General features: G+C 72.7%; 14 protein-coding genes and 3 tRNA genes. 7 read left to right on the top strand and 10 right to left on the bottom strand.

Going from position 1 to position 20,142, the window contains the following annotated elements; genetic code table 11:
* Nucleotides 1–45: 45 nt before the first annotated feature.
* The 3 genes from ABZ484_RS30135 to ABZ484_RS30125 form a co-directional block, all read right to left on the bottom strand.
* Nucleotides 46–1,515 (bottom strand): SpoIIE family protein phosphatase, encoded by a 1,470-nt coding sequence (locus tag ABZ484_RS30135; RefSeq protein ID WP_358869083.1) that lies wholly within the window; start codon nt 1,513–1,515, stop codon nt 46–48.
* A 199-nt stretch (nt 1,516–1,714) separates the two neighbouring features.
* Nucleotides 1,715–1,787 (bottom strand) — tRNA-Arg (locus tag ABZ484_RS30130).
* 269 nt (nt 1,788–2,056) lie between these two features.
* Nucleotides 2,057–2,147 (bottom strand) — tRNA-Ser (locus ABZ484_RS30125).
* A gap of 182 nt (nt 2,148–2,329) precedes the next feature.
* Between ABZ484_RS30125 and ABZ484_RS30120 the strand changes: the two genes are divergently transcribed.
* Together ABZ484_RS30120 and ABZ484_RS30115 are read left to right on the top strand one after the other, a co-directional pair.
* The gene (locus tag ABZ484_RS30120) at nt 2,330–2,809 is read left to right on the top strand and encodes an SSI family serine proteinase inhibitor (RefSeq protein ID WP_358869082.1); all 480 of its coding nucleotides are present in this window, start codon (nt 2,330–2,332) and stop codon (nt 2,807–2,809) included.
* Nucleotides 2,810–3,172: 363 nt separating this feature from the next.
* Entirely contained in the window at nt 3,173–7,846 is a 4,674-nt protein-coding gene (locus tag ABZ484_RS30115; protein WP_358869084.1) for a PAS domain-containing protein, read from the top strand.
* Nucleotides 7,847–7,999: 153 nt separating this feature from the next.
* On the opposite strand, the gene ABZ484_RS30110 is transcribed toward ABZ484_RS30115, so the two are convergent.
* The 3 genes from ABZ484_RS30110 to ABZ484_RS30100 all read right to left on the bottom strand — a co-directional run bounded on the left by ABZ484_RS30110 (nt 8,000) and on the right by ABZ484_RS30100 (nt 11,142).
* Complete coding sequence (locus ABZ484_RS30110; RefSeq protein ID WP_358869081.1) at nt 8,000–9,676, bottom strand: long-chain fatty acid--CoA ligase; 1,677 nt, start codon at nt 9,674–9,676, stop codon at nt 8,000–8,002.
* A 220-nt stretch (nt 9,677–9,896) separates the two neighbouring features.
* On the bottom strand, nt 9,897–10,457 hold the full coding sequence (locus ABZ484_RS30105; RefSeq protein WP_358869080.1) for a SigE family RNA polymerase sigma factor: 561 nt from the start codon (nt 10,455–10,457) through the stop codon (nt 9,897–9,899).
* A gap of 373 nt (nt 10,458–10,830) precedes the next feature.
* Entirely contained in the window at nt 10,831–11,142 is a 312-nt protein-coding gene (locus tag ABZ484_RS30100) for a hypothetical protein (RefSeq protein ID WP_030168736.1), read from the bottom strand.
* A 436-nt stretch (nt 11,143–11,578) separates the two neighbouring features.
* On the opposite strand from ABZ484_RS30100, the gene ABZ484_RS30095 reads away from it, so the two are divergent.
* Both ABZ484_RS30095 and ABZ484_RS30090 read left to right on the top strand, forming a co-directional pair.
* Complete coding sequence (locus ABZ484_RS30095; RefSeq protein ID WP_358869079.1) at nt 11,579–12,457, top strand: bifunctional DNA primase/polymerase; 879 nt, start codon at nt 11,579–11,581, stop codon at nt 12,455–12,457.
* A 223-nt stretch (nt 12,458–12,680) separates the two neighbouring features.
* Nucleotides 12,681–13,187 carry a hypothetical protein gene (locus ABZ484_RS30090; protein ID WP_358869078.1) on the top strand — a complete coding sequence of 169 codons (507 nt, stop codon included), beginning with the start codon at nt 12,681–12,683 and terminating at the stop codon, nt 13,185–13,187.
* Nucleotides 13,188–13,250: 63 nt separating this feature from the next.
* Here ABZ484_RS30090 and ABZ484_RS30085 read toward each other — a convergent pair.
* Together ABZ484_RS30085 and ABZ484_RS30080 are read right to left on the bottom strand one after the other, a co-directional pair.
* Nucleotides 13,251–13,335 (bottom strand) — tRNA-Ser (locus tag ABZ484_RS30085).
* Between the two features lie 100 nt (nt 13,336–13,435).
* Complete coding sequence (locus ABZ484_RS30080) at nt 13,436–15,001, bottom strand: trypsin-like peptidase domain-containing protein (protein WP_358869077.1); 1,566 nt, start codon at nt 14,999–15,001, stop codon at nt 13,436–13,438.
* A 256-nt stretch (nt 15,002–15,257) separates the two neighbouring features.
* Here ABZ484_RS30080 and ABZ484_RS30075 point away from each other — a divergent pair, with 256 nt between their 5' ends.
* From ABZ484_RS30075 to ABZ484_RS30065, 3 genes are all read left to right on the top strand, one after another.
* Entirely contained in the window at nt 15,258–16,085 is an 828-nt protein-coding gene (locus tag ABZ484_RS30075; RefSeq protein ID WP_358869076.1) for a glycerophosphodiester phosphodiesterase, read from the top strand.
* Nucleotides 16,086–16,308: 223 nt separating this feature from the next.
* Nucleotides 16,309–16,869 (top strand): ATP-binding protein, encoded by a 561-nt coding sequence (locus ABZ484_RS30070; RefSeq protein WP_358869075.1) that lies wholly within the window; start codon nt 16,309–16,311, stop codon nt 16,867–16,869.
* Between the two features lie 216 nt (nt 16,870–17,085).
* Nucleotides 17,086–18,051, top strand: a complete 966-nt coding sequence (locus ABZ484_RS30065) for a DUF5926 family protein (RefSeq protein WP_358869074.1) — start codon at nt 17,086–17,088, stop codon at nt 18,049–18,051.
* A gap of 343 nt (nt 18,052–18,394) precedes the next feature.
* Here ABZ484_RS30065 and ABZ484_RS30060 read toward each other — a convergent pair whose 3' ends face one another.
* Nucleotides 18,395–18,964 carry a hypothetical protein gene (locus ABZ484_RS30060; protein ID WP_358869073.1) on the bottom strand — a complete coding sequence of 190 codons (570 nt, stop codon included), beginning with the start codon at nt 18,962–18,964 and terminating at the stop codon, nt 18,395–18,397.
* Between the two features lie 281 nt (nt 18,965–19,245).
* The gene (locus tag ABZ484_RS30055) at nt 19,246–19,959 is read right to left on the bottom strand and encodes a bifunctional DNA primase/polymerase (protein ID WP_358869072.1); all 714 of its coding nucleotides are present in this window, start codon (nt 19,957–19,959) and stop codon (nt 19,246–19,248) included.
* Nucleotides 19,960–20,142 lie beyond the last annotated feature (183 nt).

The following is a 20,142-nucleotide window of genomic DNA, read 5'->3' as shown; positions in this document are numbered from 1 at the left end:
GCCCGGACGGCTCGCCGGGTGAAGGCTCCGGGCGGTTCAGCCCGATCACGCCATCGAGGCAAGGACGGGGACGACGGGAACGGACGGGGCTGCCTGCTCGGCCCAGACGATCTTCCCGGTGGGGGTGAAGCGGGTTCCCCACCGCTCGGCGAACTGGGCGACGAGGAAGATTCCGCGACCGCCCTCGTCCATGGCCGCCGCGTAGCGCAGGTGCGGGGTGGTGCTGCTGCCGTCGCTGATCTCCATCACCAGGTTGGTTTCGCGCAGGAGGCGAAGGTGGACAGGGGGCGCCCCGTAGCGGATGGCGTTGGTGACCAGCTCGCTGAGCATCAGTTCGGTGGCGAACGCCGCCTCCCCCAGGCCCCAGTCGGCCAGCTTCGCGGACACCTCGGCGCGCAGGGCGGGCACGGCGGCGGGAGAGGCCGGGATGTCCCATTCGGCGATTCGGTCACGCGGAAACACGCGGGTGCGGGCGATCAGGAGAGCGGCGTCGTCGACCGGATGGTCGGGTAGCACCGTCTCCAGGATCGTTTCGCACGTTTCCTCCGGGTCGGATCCCGCGCCGGAGAGTGCCTTGCACAGCAGCGTCAGGCCGGTGCCGATGTCCCGGTGTCGGTCCTCGATGAGCCCGTCGGTGTAGAACACGAGCTGCGTGTCCTGCGGCAGCTTCCGCTCGACGGCCTCGAAGCGCAGGCCGCCTATGCCGAGAGGGGGGCATTCGGGCAGGTCGACGACCTCGACGCGGCCGTCCGGATAAACGAGGGCGGGGGGAAAGTGACCGGCCCGTGCCATCGTGCAGCTGCAGGAGACCGGGTCGTAGATCGCATACAAGCACGTGGCCGCGACGGTCCCGTACTCGCCGGCGCCGCCGGCCTCGGCATCCATCTGATGGACCACGTCGTCCAGGCGGGCCAGTAGTTCGTCGGGCGGGAGGTCAAGGGTCGAGAAATTCTGGACCGCGGTGCGCAGACGGCCCATGGTGACGGCGGAGTTCAGGCCGTGGCCGACGACGTCCCCGACCACCAGGGCGGTGCGAAAGCCGGGAAGAGGGATCAGGTCGAACCAGTCCCCGCCGACCTCGGCCTCGGCCGGCACGTATCGGTACGCCGCCCGGACGGCGTTGGTGTCCGGCAGCACACGGGGCAGCAGGCTGCGCTGCAGGGTGGTGGCGATGGACCGCTCCCGGCTGTAACGGCGGGCCAGCTGGGAGACCACAAGGCCGGCGACGAGCAGCAACCCCGCGGTGATGGCCTCCTCCGTGTTGTCTATGTAGGTGAAACTGGCGAACGGGGTGGTGAAGAAGAACACGAACCATGCGGCGGCGGACAGGGCTGTGAGGACCGCGGCCCCACGGTTGCCGAGGGCGGCCACCGCCGCAACGACCAACATCAGGATCAAGACCACGTTGGTCTCGGACAGGGCCCCCCGGGCGGGCAGCAGAAGCACACAGACGGCGAGGGGGACCGCCACTGCCGCAAGGAGCGCGGTCAGCCCCTTGATCAGAGCACGAGGCATGCCACACCTCCCTGTTCTCCGGTGTATCAGGCCCCACGGGGCGGGGCCAGTCGATACCGGGCGACCGGACCTGAACCACGGGCCGGTCAGAGCGGTTGATCCCCGATGGGGGCGTACCCACCGTGCCGGCGGGGGCGTCGATGCCACCCGCTGATGCCAGAGGCCCCGCCGGAAGAACCGGCGGGGCCTCTGATCTGTGCGCACTCGGCAGGATTCGAACCTGCAACCTTCTGATCCGTAGTCAGATGCTCTATCCGTTAAGCTACGAGTGCTTGTCTGTTCTGTTTTTCGTCTTCGCTTCGGTCCTTCCGGCCCGCTCGCGGCGACAGGAAGAACATTACATGACTGCCGCCGTCATGTGAAATCCATTCCCCGCACCCCTTGTGACCTGCGGAAACACGGTTCGGGAGCGGGCGGCGGTCGGAGGCGCGCGGACGGTGAGGCGCTGATCCACACGGTCCGATGCGTACGGCCCGCACGACCCCTGCGACCCGTACGACGAAACCCCGGTCCAGTGGACCGGGGCTTCGGTGATCTTGCGCGGAGGCGGAGGGATTTGAACCCTCGATGGGCTTTAAGGCCCAAACCGCATTAGCAGTGCGGCGCCATAGACCGGACTAGGCGACGCCTCCAGCACAACCGCTCACGCGAGCGCGCGAATGGTGCGTGCAGATGATGACACACACGAGCGGGGTGTCACCAATCGCCCCCCACGGTACTAGGCAGGCGGGGCCCAGGGCAAAGTCCTTGCCGTGGCGTCGCCCGGCCGCGACGACAGGCGCAACGTCGCGGGGGCCGGCGCGTTAGTCCGGGCATGGTGCAGTTCAGCTCACGCCTCCCGCGCCGCCCACTGCGGCGGCTCCTGCTCGGGGCCTCTGCCTCCGTCGTCGCGCTCACCGCGCTGTCCGCCCTGCCCGCCGCCGCCTCCGCCGGCGCGCCGCCGCCCGTCCGGGACGAGGACCGGGCCGGCGATCACCTCACCGTCACCGTGCGGCACGCCGGTCACGGGAGGGACGGGACGTTCGAGCTGTACTGCCATCCCGGCGGTGGCAGCCATCCGGACGTGCGAGGCGCGTGCGGGGCGCTCGACCGGAGCACGCGCTGGGGCCGTGACACCTTCGCCCCCGTGCCGCGGGACAGCGTCTGCACCATGCAGTACGGCGGGCCGGCCACCGCCCACATCACCGGGACCTGGGCCGGCCGGCCCGTCGACGCGACGTACGACCGCGGCGACGGCTGCGAGATCGGCCGCTGGGACCGGCTCGTGCCGCTCCTGCCCGACGTCGGTTCCTGAGGCCCCGCGGTCCGACCCCGGAGACCGTGATGGTCGCGATGCCGGAGTCGAGGAAGGTGGTGTTCCGGAGTCGGTGAAGGTGGTGTTCCGGAGTCGGTGAAGGTCGTGCGGAGGTCGTGCGAAGCGGAATCGTACGGTCACGGGTTCGACGTCACTTCCTCGTGCGACCTCCCTCTCATCCGGCGTCGCGGGCGCAACCTCAGCGCTTAGACTCGCTCGCGTGACACGCCGCGGGCCTGTTGGCAAGATGACCCCCGCGGTCGGCAAGGTGCGGTAACAGGGAGGAAGCGTCTCGTGAGCAGCAGGCCATCCCGAGGCGCTGCTCGCCTCGCTGCCATACTCGACGCCCTGCCCGACGCCTTGGTGCTGGTCAACGCCAACGGCACCGTCGTCAACGCCAACACCATCGCCCTGGAGGCCTTCGAGACGCCGGGCACGGCCCTGGTGGGGCGCGGGCTGCTCGATCTGCTGCCGCAGTTCGACTCCAAGCTGATCCCCGGCTCCATGCGCCGCCCCGACCACATCGACCCGCGCGGGCGGACCAAGCCGACCCGGATGATGGCGCGGCGCACCGACGGCACCGAGTTCCCGGTCGAGGTCACGAGCGCGAATCTGGAGAACGGCCAGCAGGCCTACGACGGCTCCGGCTACACCGGCGACGAACTGCTGATGCTGGTCGTGCGCGACCTGTCCGGCACCGTCGACACCGAGGCGGAGCTGGCCCGTTCGCAGCGGCAGACCGAGATGATCCTGCGGGCCGCCGCCGAGGGCGTCGTGGGCACCGACACCGACGGCCGGATCGTGCTCGTCAACCCCGCCGCCGCGCAGATCCTGGGCTACCGCGCCGGTGAGCTGGGCGGCCGCGAGCTGCACACCCTCGTCCTCCACTCACGCGCCGACGGCTCCCCCTTCCCCTACGAGGAGTCGCCGCTCTCCGACACCCTGCGCTCCGGCCGCAAGCACCGCGTGCGCGGGCAGGTGCTGTGGTCCAAGGCCGGGGACAAGGTCCCCGTCGACCTGACCACCGCACCCGTGCGCGACGGCGACCAGCTCGTCGGCGCCGTGATGACCTTCACCGACCGGCGCCCCTACGACGCCCTCACCGAGGAGAAGGCCGCCGCCGAGCAGCGGCACGCCGAGGAGCTCGAACAGCTCGCCGAGGAGCACGCCTCCGAGCTCACCGCCCTGCGCCAACGGCACATCACCGAGATCGAGGAGCTCACCGAGCTGCACGCGGAGGAACTCGCCGCCGGCGAGGAGCGGTACGCCGCGCTCGGGGAGCGGGAGAAGGACCGCTACGAGGCGCTCGCCGGCCGCCACGAGCAGCTGCTGACCCTGCTCGGCGGCTCCCTGCGCGGTCCCCTGGACGAGTTGCGCCGCGAGCTGGCCGCCCTCGCCGCCGACGACGCCGGCCAGCTGTGGCCCGAGGCCAACCAGGTGCTGCACCATCTCTCGGCCGGTTACTCGCGCATCACCACCCTCATCGACAACGTCCTCTCCTATCAGCGCCTCGACGTCGGCAGCGAGGAGATCACCCGGACCAAGGCCATGCTCGACGCCGTCGTGGCCGCCGGTGTCGACGGGGCCGTCGAGCTCGTCGGGCCCGGCCGGGTGCAGTTCGCCGTGCACGCGCCGCCCATCGAGGCCGAGGTCGACCCGCGCCGGCTCGCCACCGCGCTCGCGCATCTCGTCGCGGACGTCGCCGGCGTCGACGCGACCGGCAACGCGCCCGTGTCGGCGGGCGGTTACATGGACAACACCGTGGTCGTGGCGGCCGCCCAGCGCGGCGAGGTCGTACGGATCGAGGTGCGCGGGCCGTACGCCGGGGGAGACCCGGTGCACCAGCCGATCGTGCGCGGGATCGTCCGGGCGCACGGCGGTGTGCTGCAGACCCATGAAGTGCCCGGCATGAGCGGCAGCGCCTACGTCCTCGAGGTGCCCATCGGGGGCGGCGCCGGGGCCGTGGCCCACGACCACCACGGCCAGGCGGGGATCGCGGCCGCCGGTACGGAGGCGGGATCCGCGGCCGGGCCGGAGCCGGCGGCGAACTCGGGTACGGAGGCGGGGTCCGCCTCCGGTGGAGGGGTCGTTTCGACGGAGATCGCCGTGGCCGGGGCACCCACTGTGCCCGCACAGGCCTCCGGTGGCGGACGGCGCCGGGCCCGGCGGTCGTCCACGGACGCGTTCCTGGAGGGCGACGGCGAGGGCGACGCCCCCGCGTCCGGTGGCCAGGCCACTCCGACCGGGCGGCGCAGGCGGCGCCCGGCCGAGGAGCCCGCGCCGGTCCCAACCCAGGGCCAGGCTCAGGACTCGGCCGAGGGAGCCGAGGCGTCCGGCGGTACGGGCCGGCGGCGCGGACGGCCCGCCGAGGACCCGGCCGTGGCCGAGGGCGCCGTGGTCACGGCGGCCGAGCATGCGGCGGGAGCGGCGGCCTCCGGTTCCGGCCTGGGCGGCACGGTGCCGCCGCAGGGCGTGCCCGCGCCCACCGGACGGCGTGCCCGGCGCGCGGCCGGTGAACCCCACGCTCTGCCGCCCGCGCTGCCCGTGGCGCCGGATGCCGCGTCCGCCTCCGCCTCCGCCTCCGCTTCCGCTTCCGCTTCCGCTGACGGTTCCGCCTCCGCGCCCGTCCAGCAGCCGACCGGGCGGCGTCGGCGTGCCCTCGCGGCGGCGACCGAGCGTGCCGCCGCGCAGGAGGCGGCTCCCCGTACGGTCTTCGCCCTGCCGCCCGCCGACGTGGACCGGCCGGCGTCCCAGGACGAGTCCGCGACCGCGACCGTGCCCATGCCCGCGCCCGCGTCCGCGGCGCAGGGGCCGGGCGTGCCGCAGCAGGTTCAGATTCCGGGGCAGGCCACCGGTCGCGGATCCGGATCGAGTACCGATGTCGGTGCCGGTGACGGTCCCGGTTCGGGTGCAGATGCCGGTGCCAGGGCCGGTGCCACGTCCGGTGGCGACACGGGGCAGCACGACGGCGTGTCCGCCGGGCAGGCCGACACCCACACGCCCCCGCAGCCGCATCCCACGAGCACGCCGACCGGGCGACGGCGGCGTGCGGTGGCCCAGCCGCCGGAGCCCGCGGCAGCCGCCGCCGCGACACCGGCGCAAGGCGTGCCCGCCCAGGGCATGCCCGCGCAGGGAGCACCAGGAACGATCGGACACGGCGTGTCCGCGCAGGGTGGTCCGGTGGCGCAGGGTCTTCCCGGGCAGCCGGCCGGAGCGCAGCGGCCTCCGGCGCAGGCGTCCGCCCAGGGCGCGCCGGCCCAGGAACAGACCACCACCGGACGGCCGCTCCCGGGCGGGGCCGCTCCCGCGCACGGCACCCCCGCAGCGGGCACCCCGGCCCAGGGCTTCCCCGCCCAGGCTGCCCCCGCCGCACAGCAGGCCCCGTCCGCGCAGCAGGCACCGGCCGCACAGCAGACCCCGGCCGCCGGTACACCGGCCCCGCAGCCGTGGCCCGGCACCGGTGACGCACCCGGCCCGGGCGTCCCCGTACCACCGAACGGTTCCGCCGGGCCCGTGCCGCCGAACGGCACCGCGGCCGTCGTACCGCCGCAGGGTGCTCCGGCCGCTCCGGCCCACCCGAACGGGGCGGGCGCCCCCCCGCCTCCGAACGCATCCGGTACGCCGCCGCACGGCACCCCGGACCACGGCACCCCGGCCCACGGCAGCCCGCTGCCGCCCGAGCAGACCGCCGGACAGCCCACCGCACAGCGCGCCGGACAGCCCGTCGCGCAGGCCCCTCGGGCCCCGCAAGCCGCACAGGCCTCCGGGCAGCCGGTCGTCGCTTCACCCGTTCCCGGTGGGGGTGGTCCGCGGGCGGCTCAGCCGCTGCCCGCCGAGGCCGCCGCGCCCGTCGACCCGAACTCCACCCAGGGCCGGGCGATCAGCGTACGGACGCTCGGGCAGGGCGTGCCCTTCAGCCGTCAGGCCGCCCAGGTGCAGCAGCCGTCGGCCACGCCGCCCCCGCACACGGCGGGCGGTTCGGGCCGCCGCCGCAAGCTGGGCACGCCCCCGGACCCGGCCGCCGCACGCCCCGAGCAGCGGCCCGAACAGACGGCGCGCACGCACCCGCCGGCCGAGCAGGCCTCCGGGCAGCCGACCCTGGGCGGTTCTCCCACGGGCCCGGCCCCCGCGGCCTCTGCCGCCCCGGCGGTCCCCGGGCAGCCGCGGCTCGCGCAGACCACCGAGGGCGCCGGACGGTCGTACGCCATAGGAGCCCCGGACGAGAACGCCGCCGAGGGACCCGAACCGCTGGACGGCCCCGGCGGTGCCGTCGAGGTCGCGGACATGCCGCGCCCGCAGCCGATGGACGACGAACTGCCGCCTGAGCCGCTCGACAACCCGCGTCGGCTGCTGGTCTGGCCGGCCCCGGACGTCACCACGCAGCAGGCCCTGAGTGACCGCGGCTACCGGCCGGTGATCGTGCACTCGCGCGAGGAGGTCGACGCGCAGATCGCGGCCTTCCCCGCCGCGCTCTTCGTCGACCCGCTGACCGGGCCGATCACGCGCACCGCGCTCCAGTCGCTGCGGCAGGCGGCGGTCGCCGCGGAGGTGCCCGTGCTGGTCACGGCCGGGCTCGGGCAGGCGACCCGCGAGGCGGCCTACGGCGCCGACCCTGCCGTACTGCTGAAGGCGCTCGCGCCGCGCGACAGCGAGCAGCACCCGCCGCGCGTGCTGCTCGTCGAGGAGCACGCGGAGATCGCGCTGGCGCTGACCGCGACGCTGGAACGGCGTGGCATGCAGGTGGCGCGGGCCGCGAGCGACGGCGACGCGGTGACGCTGGCGGGACAGTTCCGGCCCAACCTGGTGGTGATGGACCTGATGCAGGTGCACCGCGGCCGGGCCGGGATCCTGGACTGGCTGCGCGCGAACGGGCAGCTCAACCGCACCCCGCTCGTCGTCTACACGGCCGCCGTCGACCAGGCGGACCTGCCGCGGCTGGCCTCCGGCGAAACGGTGCTGTTCCTCGCCGAGCGGTCGACGAGCAGCGAGGTCCAGACGCGGATCGTCGATCTGCTGGCCCGCATCGGCACCAACTAGGCTTCGGCACCCACCGGGCGGGCCCACCGGGCGGGCCCGCCGGGCCGACCCGCCCCGCCCCGCAGGCCGTACAGGAGGGCCCGACAGGAGGGCCCGCCCTCACGGGTTTCCCGGGAGGGCGGGCCCTGTAAGCGGGCTACGGCCGCGTGACGCCTACAGCCGCGTGACGTCCAGTTCCCCGTCGGCGTACCGCCTGCGCAGCACCTTCTTGTCGAACTTGCCGACGCTGGTCTTCGGGACCGCCTCGACGATCGTCCAGCGCTCCGGGAGCTGCCACTTGGCGATCTTCCCTTCCTCCGCGAGGAAGGCGCGCAGGGTCTCGAAGTCGGCGGTGGCGCCCGGCTTGAGGACGACCGTGGCCAGCGGGCGCTCGCCCCACTTGTCGTCCGGGACGGCGACGACGGCGGCCTCGGCGACGTCCGGGTGGGACATCAGGGCGTTCTCCAGGTCCACCGAGGAGATCCATTCGCCGCCGGACTTGATGACGTCCTTGGCGCGGTCGGTGAGGGTGAGGTAGCCGTCCGGGCTGATCGTGCCCACGTCGCCGGTCTTCAGCCAGCCGTCCTCGCTGAACTTGTCGGCGGGGCGCAGCGGTTCGGCGTCGGGGCCGTTGTAGTAGGCGCCGGCGATCCAGGCGCCGCGGACCTCCAGCTCGCCCGCCGACTCGCCGTCCCAGGGGAGGCGTTCGCCGCCGGGGCCCGTCAGCCGGGCCTCGACGCCGGCCGGGAAGCGGCCCTGGGTGAGGCGGTAGCCCAACTCCTCGTCGGTGCCGACCGCGTACGCCGGCGGGCGGGCCACCGTGCCGAGCGGGGAGGTCTCCGTCATGCCCCAGGCGTGGCAGACCCGCATGCCGAGCTTGTCGAAGGCCTGCATGAGGGAGGGCGGACAGGCCGAGCCGCCGATGGTGACCTGGGTGAGGGAGGAGACGTCACGGGGGCGGGCGGTCAGCTCGGCGAGCAGACCCTGCCAGATGGTGGGGACGGCGGCGGCGTGCGTCGGCTTCTCGCGCTCGATCATCTCGGCGAGCGGGGCGGGCTGCAGGAACCGGTCCGGCATCAGCATGTTGACGCCGGTCATGAAGGTGGCGTGCGGCAGGCCCCAGGCGTTGACGTGGAACTGGGGGACCACGACGAGCGAGGTGTCCTGGTCGGTCAGGCCCATGGACTGGGCCATGTTGACCTGCATGGAGTGCAGGTAGATCGAACGGTGGCTGTAGACCACGCCCTTGGGGTCGCCGGTGGTGCCGGAGGTGTAGCACATGGCGGCGGCCTGGCGTTCGTCGAGCTCCGGCCAGTCGTACGTGGTCGGCTTGCCGGCGATCAGGTCCTCGTACTCGTGCACCTGTGCGGAGGCGCCGTCGAGCGGGGAGCGGTCGCCGGGGCCGGAGACGACGACGTGCTCGACCGTCTTCAGCTGCGGCAGCAGCGGGGCGAGCAGCGGGATCAGGGAGCCGTTGACGATGATCACACGGTCGGCGGCGTGGTTGACGATCCAGGCGAGCTGCTCGGCGGGCAGGCGAAGGTTGAGGGTGTGCAGCACGGCGCCCATGGAGGGGACCGCGAAGTACGCCTCGACGTGCTCGGCGTTGTTCCACATCAGGGTCGCGACCCGGTCGTCGCCGCGGACACCGAGGTCGTCGCGCAGGGCGTTCGCCAGCTGTACCGCGCGCAGGCCCGCCTCGGCGAAGCTGCGCCGCTGCGGCTCGTCCTCCCCGGTCCAGGTGATGATCTGGGACCGTCCGTGCACCAGCGCCCCGTGGACGAGGATGCGGGTGACGGTCAGCGGTACGTCCTGCATGGTGCTCAGCACGGCGTCCTCCCGGAGCGGCATGGCCTACACGGTGGTAGGGGGCATTGCCTACGCGGTAGTAGGGTTCGCGCTGATTCTGCGCACATACCATGCGGTATGTCACTAGGGGCGGACGATCGATCACGTGACCTTCTGCACGAGCGCCTCCTGACGGCGCCGGCCCGAAACCCGTTTCGAACGGCTCAGGAGCCCGCGTCAGCGGCCACGGTCGCCCTTGTCGGCAGGCGCCGGCCGCCCCGCCTCAGCGGACCGGCCCCAGCTCCGGATCCTCGCGCAGCTTGCCGAGCGCCCGGGACACCGCCGATTTCACCGTGCCCACGGAGACGCCGAGCACCTCGGCCGTCTGCACCTCCGAGAGGTCCTCGTAGTACCTGAGCACGACCATCGCCCGCTGCCGCGCCGGCAGCTTCATGATCGCCCGCCACATGGCGTCGCGCAGCGCCTGCTGTTCCGCGGGGTCGGCGGCGCCCGGCACGGGCTCCGGCTCGGGCAGCTCGTCGCAGCTGAACTCGTCGACCTTGCGCTTGCGCCACTGCGAGGTACGGGTGTTCAGCAGCGCACGGCGGACGTAGCCGTCGAGCGCCCGGTGGTCCTCGATCCGCTCCCACGCGACGTACGTCTTGGCGAGCGCGGTCTGCAGCAGGTCCTCCGCGTCGCTCGGGTTCGCGGTCAGCGACCGGGCGGTGCGCAGCAGCACCGACTGGCGGGCCCGCACGTACGACGAGAACGACGGATACGCCAGGCTCTGCGTCGCCGCCGGTACGGCGGCGGTCGACGCGCTGGTGCAGACGGGTGTGGTCATGCCTCCACGCTAGGAGCGCCCACCCCCGCGGTGTATCGCCCGCAGGTCCTGAAGCGGGGTCCCCCTCAGGTTGTAGGGGTGGGGTTGTCCGCACCTCCTGAGGGTGGACGAGGGACCGGTCCGTACTGCGGGTTCACCCCTGGGTGGCGTCCGGGTGACACCGTCCGCCGACAGCCCCGAGCACGGACAACCCCCGCACGGAGCACGGAGAACCGCCGAGCGGAGCACGGACAACTCCCGTGCCGAGCACCAGAAAACGCCTGCGCGGCGGTACCGAGGCACCGCCGCGCAGACGTGTGTTGCATCCCCACGAGCTGACCCACATGAGTTCAGGGCCGACGGATCCCCAGTGTGCGCGTCGGCCCGCCCCGGCTCACCACAGCGGGGAGAAGTCGATGGCGACGTTCCTGTTGCCCTGCTGGATGGCCGTGAACGCGGAGCCGTTGACCTGGGCGGTGTTGCTCTGGTTCGAGGCGCCGTAGCCGACCGCCTGCTGCTGCGTGGTGGACGAGTTGCCGTTGTTGTTGTGGCCGACCCCGCTGCCGACGACGCCGGCGATGCCCGCGTTCGATCCGTTGTCCGCGAAGGCACCGTTGTCCGCGGCCGCGACGCCGGCGAAGAGGGCCGCCGCGAGAGGGATGGCGGTGACGGCGGCGAGAACGCGGGCGGTACGGATGCTTGCCATATTGCTCCTCCAGTACGAGGTACGCACCGGCTGCCTGCCGGAGTACGTGACACTGCGTGAAGCTGCGTGAAGCTACCTGAACTCTGAACTGCGGCTTTCACCGGGGCAGTTGGCCGACCGCCCCGGCGGTTTCCCACGACGTCGCAAGATCAAGGTTGCCCATGAGCCTGCGTCGAACCACCCCGGAAGCCGTGATTCGCACGCAAGCGTGAGGACAAGTCGATAAACCCCCTTCACCACCTTTCTTGACCCACACCGCCCACAGCGGACCGAACCGGACCCCGGCCGACCCGGGCAGCCCCCAACCGCCGCAAGGGCTGAAGCGTTCCGCCAAACCCCGCCACGAACCGACCCGAAGTCGACAAATCCCCGCGCACTCCTCGGCGCGCCACACTCCCCCCTTCCCTTTTTCGAACACACATACGAAACTGAAGGCATGGCCACCATCGACCGGCAGGCCACGACGCTGGCCCTCGCACACGCCCTGTCAGCCGCCGAACGCGGACTGGCCGTCATCCCCCTGTCCCGGACGAAACTCCCGGCCCTGCGCTCCCCGCACCACGCCGACGCACCCGACCCGGCCCGGCCGCGCTGCCACGGCGAGTGCGGCCGCTTCGGCCACGGCGTGTACGACGCCTCCACCGACCCCGTCCGCATCCGCGAACTGTTCGCCGCCGCCCCCTGGGCCACCGGCTACGGCATCGCCTGCGGCCTGCCCCCGCACCACCTGATCGGCGTCGACCTCGACACCAAGACCGGCACGGACGCCCCGGCGGCCCTGCGCGAGATCGCCCTGCGCCACCTGTTCACCATCCCGCCCACGGTCGTGGTCGTGACCCCGAGCGGCGGCCGCCACCTGTGGCTGACCGGACCACCGGACGTCGTCGTCCCCAACTCGGCCGGCCGGCTGGCCCCCGGCATCGACATCCGCGGCGCCGGCGGCTACCTGGTCGGCCCCGGCTCCCGTACCGAACACGGCGTGTACGCCACCGCCCCCGGCACCGCCCACCTCGCACCCGCCCCCTGCCCACGGGCCCTGCTCGGGCTCCTCCTGCCACCGCCCCGCGCGCCCCGCCACCCCGCACCCGAGTCGACGGGCGGGCACGGCCAGGGCCTGGTGCAGTTCGTCCTGGGCGCCCACGAGGGCCAGCGCAACACCCGCCTGTTCTGGGCGGCCTGCCGCGCCTACGAGAACGGCATCGGCCCCGACCTCGCCGCCCCCCTGCTCGCCGCCGCTGTCCACGCCGGCCTTCCCGAACACGAGGCCCGAGCCACCCTCGCCTCGGCAGCCCGCCTCACAGGACACCGGCCATGAGGGCCCGGCCCCTTCGGGAAGCAGCAACACGACACGTCGGGACCTTTCGGCCCTTCCCGGCCCGGCGACCGGCCCAGCAGGAACCCGCGCATCCGCCGCTCCGTCCTCCTAGCGGGAGGTCACGATCGTCAGGCCCAGGACCCGCAAGCAACCGCGAGTAACAGGACGTGAGATGCCCAGGTCGAAGCGGAGCCACACAGCGGCCGGATGGCTGGCGTCAGCAATGCTGCTGACGTCTGGATGCACCGCCCTCGACCACAGCCCTGCCGACGCCAGAGGGTCGAAGGCGTCCTACGAGCAGGCGTACGCCGGCCACGAGCCGTTGCACGTGATCGGCTACCCCTCCACTGGCTCCCTCCTGGTGATGCAAGAGCTCGTGTGGGACATCGCCGACGGCAGGACGGACGAGCTTCGCAAGCTGGCCACCAGCGACAGCGGTGAGGCGGAGGCCGAAAGGACCGCCGCGAACTGGATCAAGGCATTCGGCGCCGGCGCCCGCGGAAAAGTGACAGGCGATTTCTACGACGGCGGTTCAGAACGCCAGGTCGTGGTCCTGTACTTCCACGACTCCCGCCAGGTGAAGGAGTTCACCGTTCGCATCGACGCCGACGCGGGCAAGGAGGACTGGCGGGTCCTGATGAAATCGACCGACTTCAAGGACGCCGTCCGCCCTCCCGGCTGGGCGCCCAAGGAACCGGGAGGAACCGGTTCCAGGAGGAACGGCGACTGATCGCATGAGCATGCGGAAGGGGTGTCCCTCGATGCGGGACACCCCTTCCGTCATGACCTGACGCGGTGGGTGTGGGATTTGAACCCACGGTGGCTCGCGCCACGACGGTTTTCAAGACCGTTCCCTTAGGCCGCTCGGGCAACCCACCTCGCGCCTGCCTGGTCGGTGGCGCGGGGACAAGAGTAACGGGTCGGCACGCGCGCGTGCGGGTCGGTTGTTCCGGGGAACGGGCCGCGCGTGCGGGGAGGTCAGTTGTCGCCGATGCGGGAGCCGAGGGTGACCTCGGTCGTGTGCTCCTTGCCGTCGCGCTTGTAGGTGATCTTGACCTGGTCGCCGGGCTTGTGGGTCCAGATCTCGCCGATGAGGGTGGGGCCGGAGTCGATCACCCTGTCGTCGAGCCGGGTGATGACGTCGCCGGGCTTGAGGCCGGCCTTGGCGGCGGGGCCGCCCTCCTCCACGGCGGCGGAGCCGGCGGCGCCCTGGTCGGTGATCTTGGCGCCGCTCGTCGAGTCCTCCAGGGAGACCGACGCACCGATCTTGGCGTAGACCGGCTTGCCCGTCTTGATCAGCTGCTTGGCGACGTACTGGGCCTGGTTGATCGGGATGGCGAAGCCCAGGCCGATCGAACCGGACTGGCCGGAGCCGCCGAGTCCGCCGCTGCTGGAGGACTGGATCGCGGAGTTGATGCCGATGACCGCGCCGCGCGCGTCGAGGAGGGGACCGCCGGAGTTGCCCGGGTTGATGGAGGCGTCCGTCTGGAGGGCGCTCATGTAGGACGCCTTGCTGTCGCCGCTGCCGTCGCTGGAGGCGACCGGGCGGTTCTTGGCGCTGATGATGCCCGTCGTCACCGTGTTGGACAGGCCGAAGGGGGCGCCGATGGCGATCGTCTCGTCACCGACGGCCACCTTGTCGGAGTCGCCGAGGGCGAGCGGTTTGAGGTTCGACGGCGCGTTCTTGAGCTTGATGACCGCGACGTCGTAGCCCTGCGCGTGGCCGATGATCTCGGCGTCGTACTTCTTGCCGTCCGGGAAGGTGGCGGTGAGTTTGCCGCCGTCCACCGCGTCGGCCACCACGTGGTTGTTGGTGACGATGTGGCCCTGGGTGTCGAACACGAAGCCGGTGCCGGTGCCGCCCTGGCCGTTGGTGCTCTCGGCCTCGATGGTGACGGTGCTCGGCAGCGCCTTGGCCGCCACGCCCGCGATCGAATTCGGGTCGCGCTTGACCTGCGCGGCGCCGGTGTCGGAGGCGGAGACCGTGGTGGAAGTGGTGTCGTCCTTCTTGGCCAGCGTGTAGCCGATGCCACCGCCCAGGCCGCCCGCGACCAGTGCGGCCACGAGCACCGCGGCGACCAGTCCGCCGCGGCGGCCCTGGGGCTTCGGCGCCGGCTGCTGGTACGTCGAGCCCCAGCCGGAGCCGCCCGAGCCGCCGCCCGGGCCACCCGTGGCGCCGTCACCGGCACCCGCACCGCCGCCCGCGTAGGCGGGCGTGTGGGGCGGGGGCGGCGGCCAGGAGCCGTCGACGGGCGAGCCGCCGGGGCCGGCGGCGGGAGCGGTGGGGCCGTGGGGGTCGGCGCCGGGTGCGGCTGATGCCTGTACTCCGGGTGCCGACGGCGCCGACGGCGTCGGCGTTGCCGGCGGGTTCTGCGCGTCCGGGGTGTCGGGCGCGTGCGGGGGTGTGCCGGGGGGCGGAAGCGGGGGCGTGGGGGCGCCGCCCTGGGGGGCGGCCGGCTGCGGGGAAGCTGCGGGAGATTCCACCGGCACGGGAGGTGCGGACGGGGCCGGGGGTACCGCGGTGCCCTCGTTCTCGGTGCTCACAGCTCTTCTCCTCGATCCACGGCTGTTGTTGTCGGTCGCACTCGGTCACGCGTCACGCCTGCCGACGACCCGGCGTGCTCCAGCTGTGCATGTGCATCTGTACGCAGTCAGCTTTTCCCACGGGCCGTCAGAGCACCATAAGCGGTGCCTGTGGGTCCGATGGCATTCTTTATATAGGTCATCTCACATGAAACGGACAAATTATCGACGCCCGATCGCCGTCACTCGCACCCCGCCGCAGTGGCACCATGACGCGGTGACCCACGTACGGCAGCACCACATCCAAGTCGTCGCCCACCGCGGAGCCTCCGAGGCCGCCCCGGAGCACACGCTGGCCGCCTACCGCAAGGCCATCGAGGACGGTGCGGACGCCCTCGAGTGTGACGTACGCCTGACCGCGGACGGGCACCTGGTGTGTGTGCACGACCGACGGGTCAACCGTACGTCGAACGGGCGCGGCGCGGTGTCCGCCCTGGAGCTCGCCGACCTGGCCGCGCTCGACTTCGGCGCCGGGCGGACCCGGGCCTTCTGGCGGGGCCGGGACGAGGAGCCGGACTGGGAGGTGCGGCCGGAGGATCCCGAGGACACCTCCGTGCTCACCCTGGAACGGCTGCTCGAACTCGTCGCCGACGCCGGACGGCGGGTGGAGCTGGCCATCGAGACCAAGCACCCCACGCGCTGGGCCGGGCAGGTCGAGGAGCGGCTGCTGGTGCTCCTGAAACGGTTCGGCCTGGACGCCCCCGCCTCGCCGGAGGAGTCGCCGGTGCGTGTGATGAGCTTCTCGGCGCGCTCGCTGCACCGGGTGCGGGCCGCCTCGCCGGCGCTGCCGACGGTCTATCTCATGCAGTTCGTCTCGCCCAGGCTCCGAGACGGGCGCCTCCCTGCGGGGATCCGGGTCGCCGGCCCCTCGATCCGGATCGTGCGCGGCCACCCGGCCTACGTCGAGCGGCTGAAGGGGGCGGGGCACCAGGTGCACGTGTGGACCGTGAACGAGCCCGAGGACGTCGATCTCTGTGTCGGCCTGGGCGTCGACGCCATCATCACCAACCGTCCGCGCGCGGTCCTGCAACAGCTCGGCCGCTGATCGGTCGCGGGCCTTGACCGGTACGGCCCGAGGCAGCATCCTCCGTTTTCGGCCACTCCGTAGAAATCCAGCCACATATAGCCGTGTCGTGACAGGGAGTGCTCCGGCGCGTTCGCTGTGTGTTCGATCGTTGCGAATGCGTCACCGGACGCGGAATGGCCGGTTTCCGGTTCAGGCCAATGGGGCATCCACACCGTGGCGTGGGGCGAAGGAGGTCTCGGGGGTGGCGTTGGTGGTGGCACAGGAGGTGCCCACGTCGTCGAGCATGGCCGTACCCCATGGCCCTGCGGGCGTGGGGGAAGCCAGACACCGGATGCGTGATCAGTTGCGCAGAGGTGGCGTGGCGGAATCGGTCATCGACGATGCCGTACTGATCCTTTCCGAGCTTCTGAGCAATGCGTGCAAGCACGGCCGGCCGCTGGGCGGTGCGCCGGCCGGTGACGGCGACGTACGGGCCGCGTGGCGCGTGGACGTGTGCGGCCGGCTGGTCGTCGAGGTGACGGACGGCGGCGGTCCCACCCGTCCGGCCCCGGCCACTCCCTCGGTCACGGCGCACGGCGGGCGCGGGCTGAACATCATCACGGCGCTCTGCGACGACTGGGGTGTGCGCGACGACATCCACGGCGAGGTCACGGTGTGGGTGGTCGTCCACGGCGACGTCCACGACCCCGACGCCGGCCGCGTCGGCCATCGTCGCGACGACTTCGCCACCCGCATCGCGGCCCCGGCGGTGGCGGCCCTGCCCGAGCTGGACTTCGCGGACGCCTTGGACGATCTGGACTGACGACCTGGGCTGACGGCCTGGACTGACGACCTGGGCTGACGACCTGGGCCAGGGGCCGACCAAGCGGCCCGGGCGTTCCGCAGGGGCCGCCCCTCGTTCGTGCGGCTGTTCCTCCGTTGTCCACATGCGCCGCCTTGTCCACAGCTTCCCGTCGTCGAGGGTGTGAACGACTAGGCTCGCGCCGTACGAGACGAGCCGTAACCGGGAGACACCCAGATGGCCAAGAAGCGACCCCAGACGAAGGCCAAGCGCCCGCAGCTCACGGACGGAGAGATCCCGGTGGTCGGCGCCCGCGAGCCGTGCCCCTGCGGCAGCGGCCGGCGCTACAAGGCGTGTCACGGCCGGGCCGCGGCGCACGCGGTGACCGAGCTGGTGCAGCGGCCGTTCGAGGGACTTCCCGGCGAGTGCGACTGGGTGGCGCTGCGCGAGCTGGTTCCCGCCGCCACGGTCGAGCTGACGCTCCGGGAGGGCCTGCCCGAGGGCGTCCCGTCGGTCACCCTGGCCACGGTCCTGCCGATGGCCTGGCCCGCCCTGCGCCGCGACGACGGCTCGGTGCTGCTCGGCCTGCAGAACGACACGGCGTCCGGCGACATCAGCCGCGACCTCGCCGACACCCTCCTGCGCGCCCTGGAGGCCGAGCCCGGCACCCCGGTGCAGGGGCGCCGCGCCCCGGCCGAGGGCCCGCGGCTGCAGGACCTGCTCGACGCCGACGCCCCCTTCGAGCCCCTGGTGCACACGGGCTTCGAGTTCTGGGTCCCGGACGCGGAGAACGCGACGCCGGAGGTCACCGCGTCCCTGGAGCGGGCCAACGCCGCGGCCATCCCGACCGTACGGCTGCAGGGTGTCGAGGCCGCGTACTGGTGCGAGACGCCGGAGAAGAACCACCTGCGCTGGGTCATGCCGCACCCGGAGGAGCAGCTGCTGGACGCCCTCGCCCGACTGCACGCGGCAGGGCGCTCCAGCCTCGGTGAGGGCACCCGTCTGGTCGGTTCCTTCCGCGCCCACGGCCTCACGGTGCCGGTGTGGGACCTGCCCGGCGAAGTCGGCGCGCAGGACGTGGAGAAGCCGGCCGCCGAGTTCGCCGAGCGGCTGGCCGCCGCGCTGGCCACGGACGTGCCGCTGACCGCCGAAGAGCGCCGCGCCCGCGGCGGCCTGACCAACCGGCAGGTCACGCTCAGCTGATCCGCCGGTCCGCCCATCCGCCGGTCCGCCGGTTCCATCCGATCCGGCCGACCGGACCGATCCACCACGCGATCCGCCGATCCACCGATCCACGGTGTCGGCTGACCGACCGGTCAGCCGAAACGCCGCGCACGGAACGGGTGACTCCAGTCACAACTCCCGGGCCGCGCAGGCGAGTCGGTGACCGGAAAGGCAACCCAGAAGATGACTGGAAAGCCGGGATCGAATTTGCGAACCGCCGATCTCTTGTTACCGTTCCAGTAGCCCGGTTGCTGGTGCATCCCCCGTCGCCAGCAACCGGGTCTTTCCGTACACGCCGTCGCTCACCGTGCGCAGTCGTGCGTCAACCGCCTGTCTCCACGGGAGAGTTGCTCCCCGAACGCAGCAGCAGCGGACCATGCCCGCCGCGCCCGTCCCGGTCGTCCCGACCCTCCCGGCGGGCGAACTCCGCGACGGCCGTGCAGGCGGAGGGCATTCCCCGGGTGCGCTCGCGGGGTGTCTCACACGTCCCCGGTTCGTCGTCGCCGTCCAGGGCGCAGTGGATCTGCACGGTGCGGTCGCCGGGGCCCATGAAGGTCAGGGCGGCGTCCAGGGGTTCGCCGCTCGCGTTGCGGTAGTAGGTGCGCCCCCAGCTCTCGGCGCCCTGGGTCAGCACACAGGTCTGCGCCTCGACGCCCTCGGGTGAGGAGACCTCGGGGCCGCAGCGGGCGGCGGTCGCCAGACCCAGGCCGAGCAGTACAGGGGTCGGCGTCCCGCTCGAGCGGGGCAGGACGGGTGCGGCGGACGGCACCTTGTCGTCGCCGCGCGCCTGGGGCCGTACGGCCGACGACGCGCCCGCACCGCCCCGGTCGCCGACCTGGCCCGCGGACGCCACCGCCAGCGGCACCGCGAAGGCGCACGCCACGACGGCCACGAGGGCGTAGAGGCGAACGCGCCGGGGATCGAGGCGACTGCGCCATGCGGATCGGCCTTCGTGACCGCTCTCCCGCCGAGGTCCCCGCCGCGCGTCCCGCCGAAGCTCCCACCGGCGCTGCCGATCACCTGCCTGCTCGCTGTCCAGGCCGCCGTCCCGTCCGCCGGCCCGTCCGCCTCCGCGCCCGGTTCCCCGCCCGCTTCCCTGTTCCTCGGAATGACGCAGCATAAAGGGAAGATAACGACCGGATCGGGCATCCTGCCCCGGCGCGCCCGACGCCCTTACAACTCGGGCGCGCTCACACCCGTACGAGTGAGGGCGTCCACCACCGCGTCCACCACGGCCTCCACATCCGGCACCCACGGCGAGGCGGAGCCGGGCAGCGGGGCGCGCTCCCAGCGGATCGGTCCGGCGCCGGTCTCGGAAGGCGGCAGGGCCAGGTAGCCACCCTCGCCGTGGAAGCGGAGCGAGCCGGGCACGAAGTCCTTGGCGTGCAGGAGTTCGCCGAGCTGCTCCAGGGAGTAGGGCTTGACGAGGATCGACCAGCGCGTGGGCGAGGCCACGACCGGGCCGAGCCGCATACCGACGCGGTCGAGGGCACCGAGGGCACGGGCGGCGGCGAGGGCCGGCAGGCTCACCGCGCAGGGGGCCCTGCCTCCCCTCCCCTCGGCCTCGCCTTCGCCTCGGCCCGAGCCGGCGGTCCCCCCGGTGGCCAGGATGATCGGCGCGGTCGGCCGGTTGGTCCACCACCAGCGCACCATCCGGGCGTCGGTCGTGGCCGCCAGGAGACCGGGGTCGAAGGGGTGTGCGCCGGGCACCGTGCACTCGGGGTCGGGGCAGCCGCAGCGACCTGGGCGCCGCGGGTCCGATGCCACGCCGGGGAGTACCGGCCATCGCCACTGGGTCGCGAAGGTCAGAGCCGCGCTGATCGACTCAGGCCTCCCGTCGCTGAGCCGGGACAGGAGCCTGCGTCGCCTTCCGGGGATCTCGCGCATGAGCGCTCGTTCCTTTCCGTTGCACCGCTGGCAACACCGTGGGCCACATCACACCATGGGTCGATCACTTCACTGTGCGTACCTGTTGGCGCATCACGCCCCTGCCTTCAGGCGGGGGTACCCCTATGGGCCGAGCATTGGCTGCTTTCCGCGGCAGCCCCGTCCGTGCGTCTACCAGGGGCA

Origin of the sequence: Streptomyces sp. NPDC006393 (assembly GCF_040628575.1) — a bacterium.
Classification (GTDB): Bacteria; Actinomycetota; Actinomycetes; order Streptomycetales; family Streptomycetaceae; genus Streptomyces.
The sequence above is the reverse complement of the archived record's forward strand: the minus strand, read 5'-3'. Positions and strand labels throughout refer to the sequence as shown.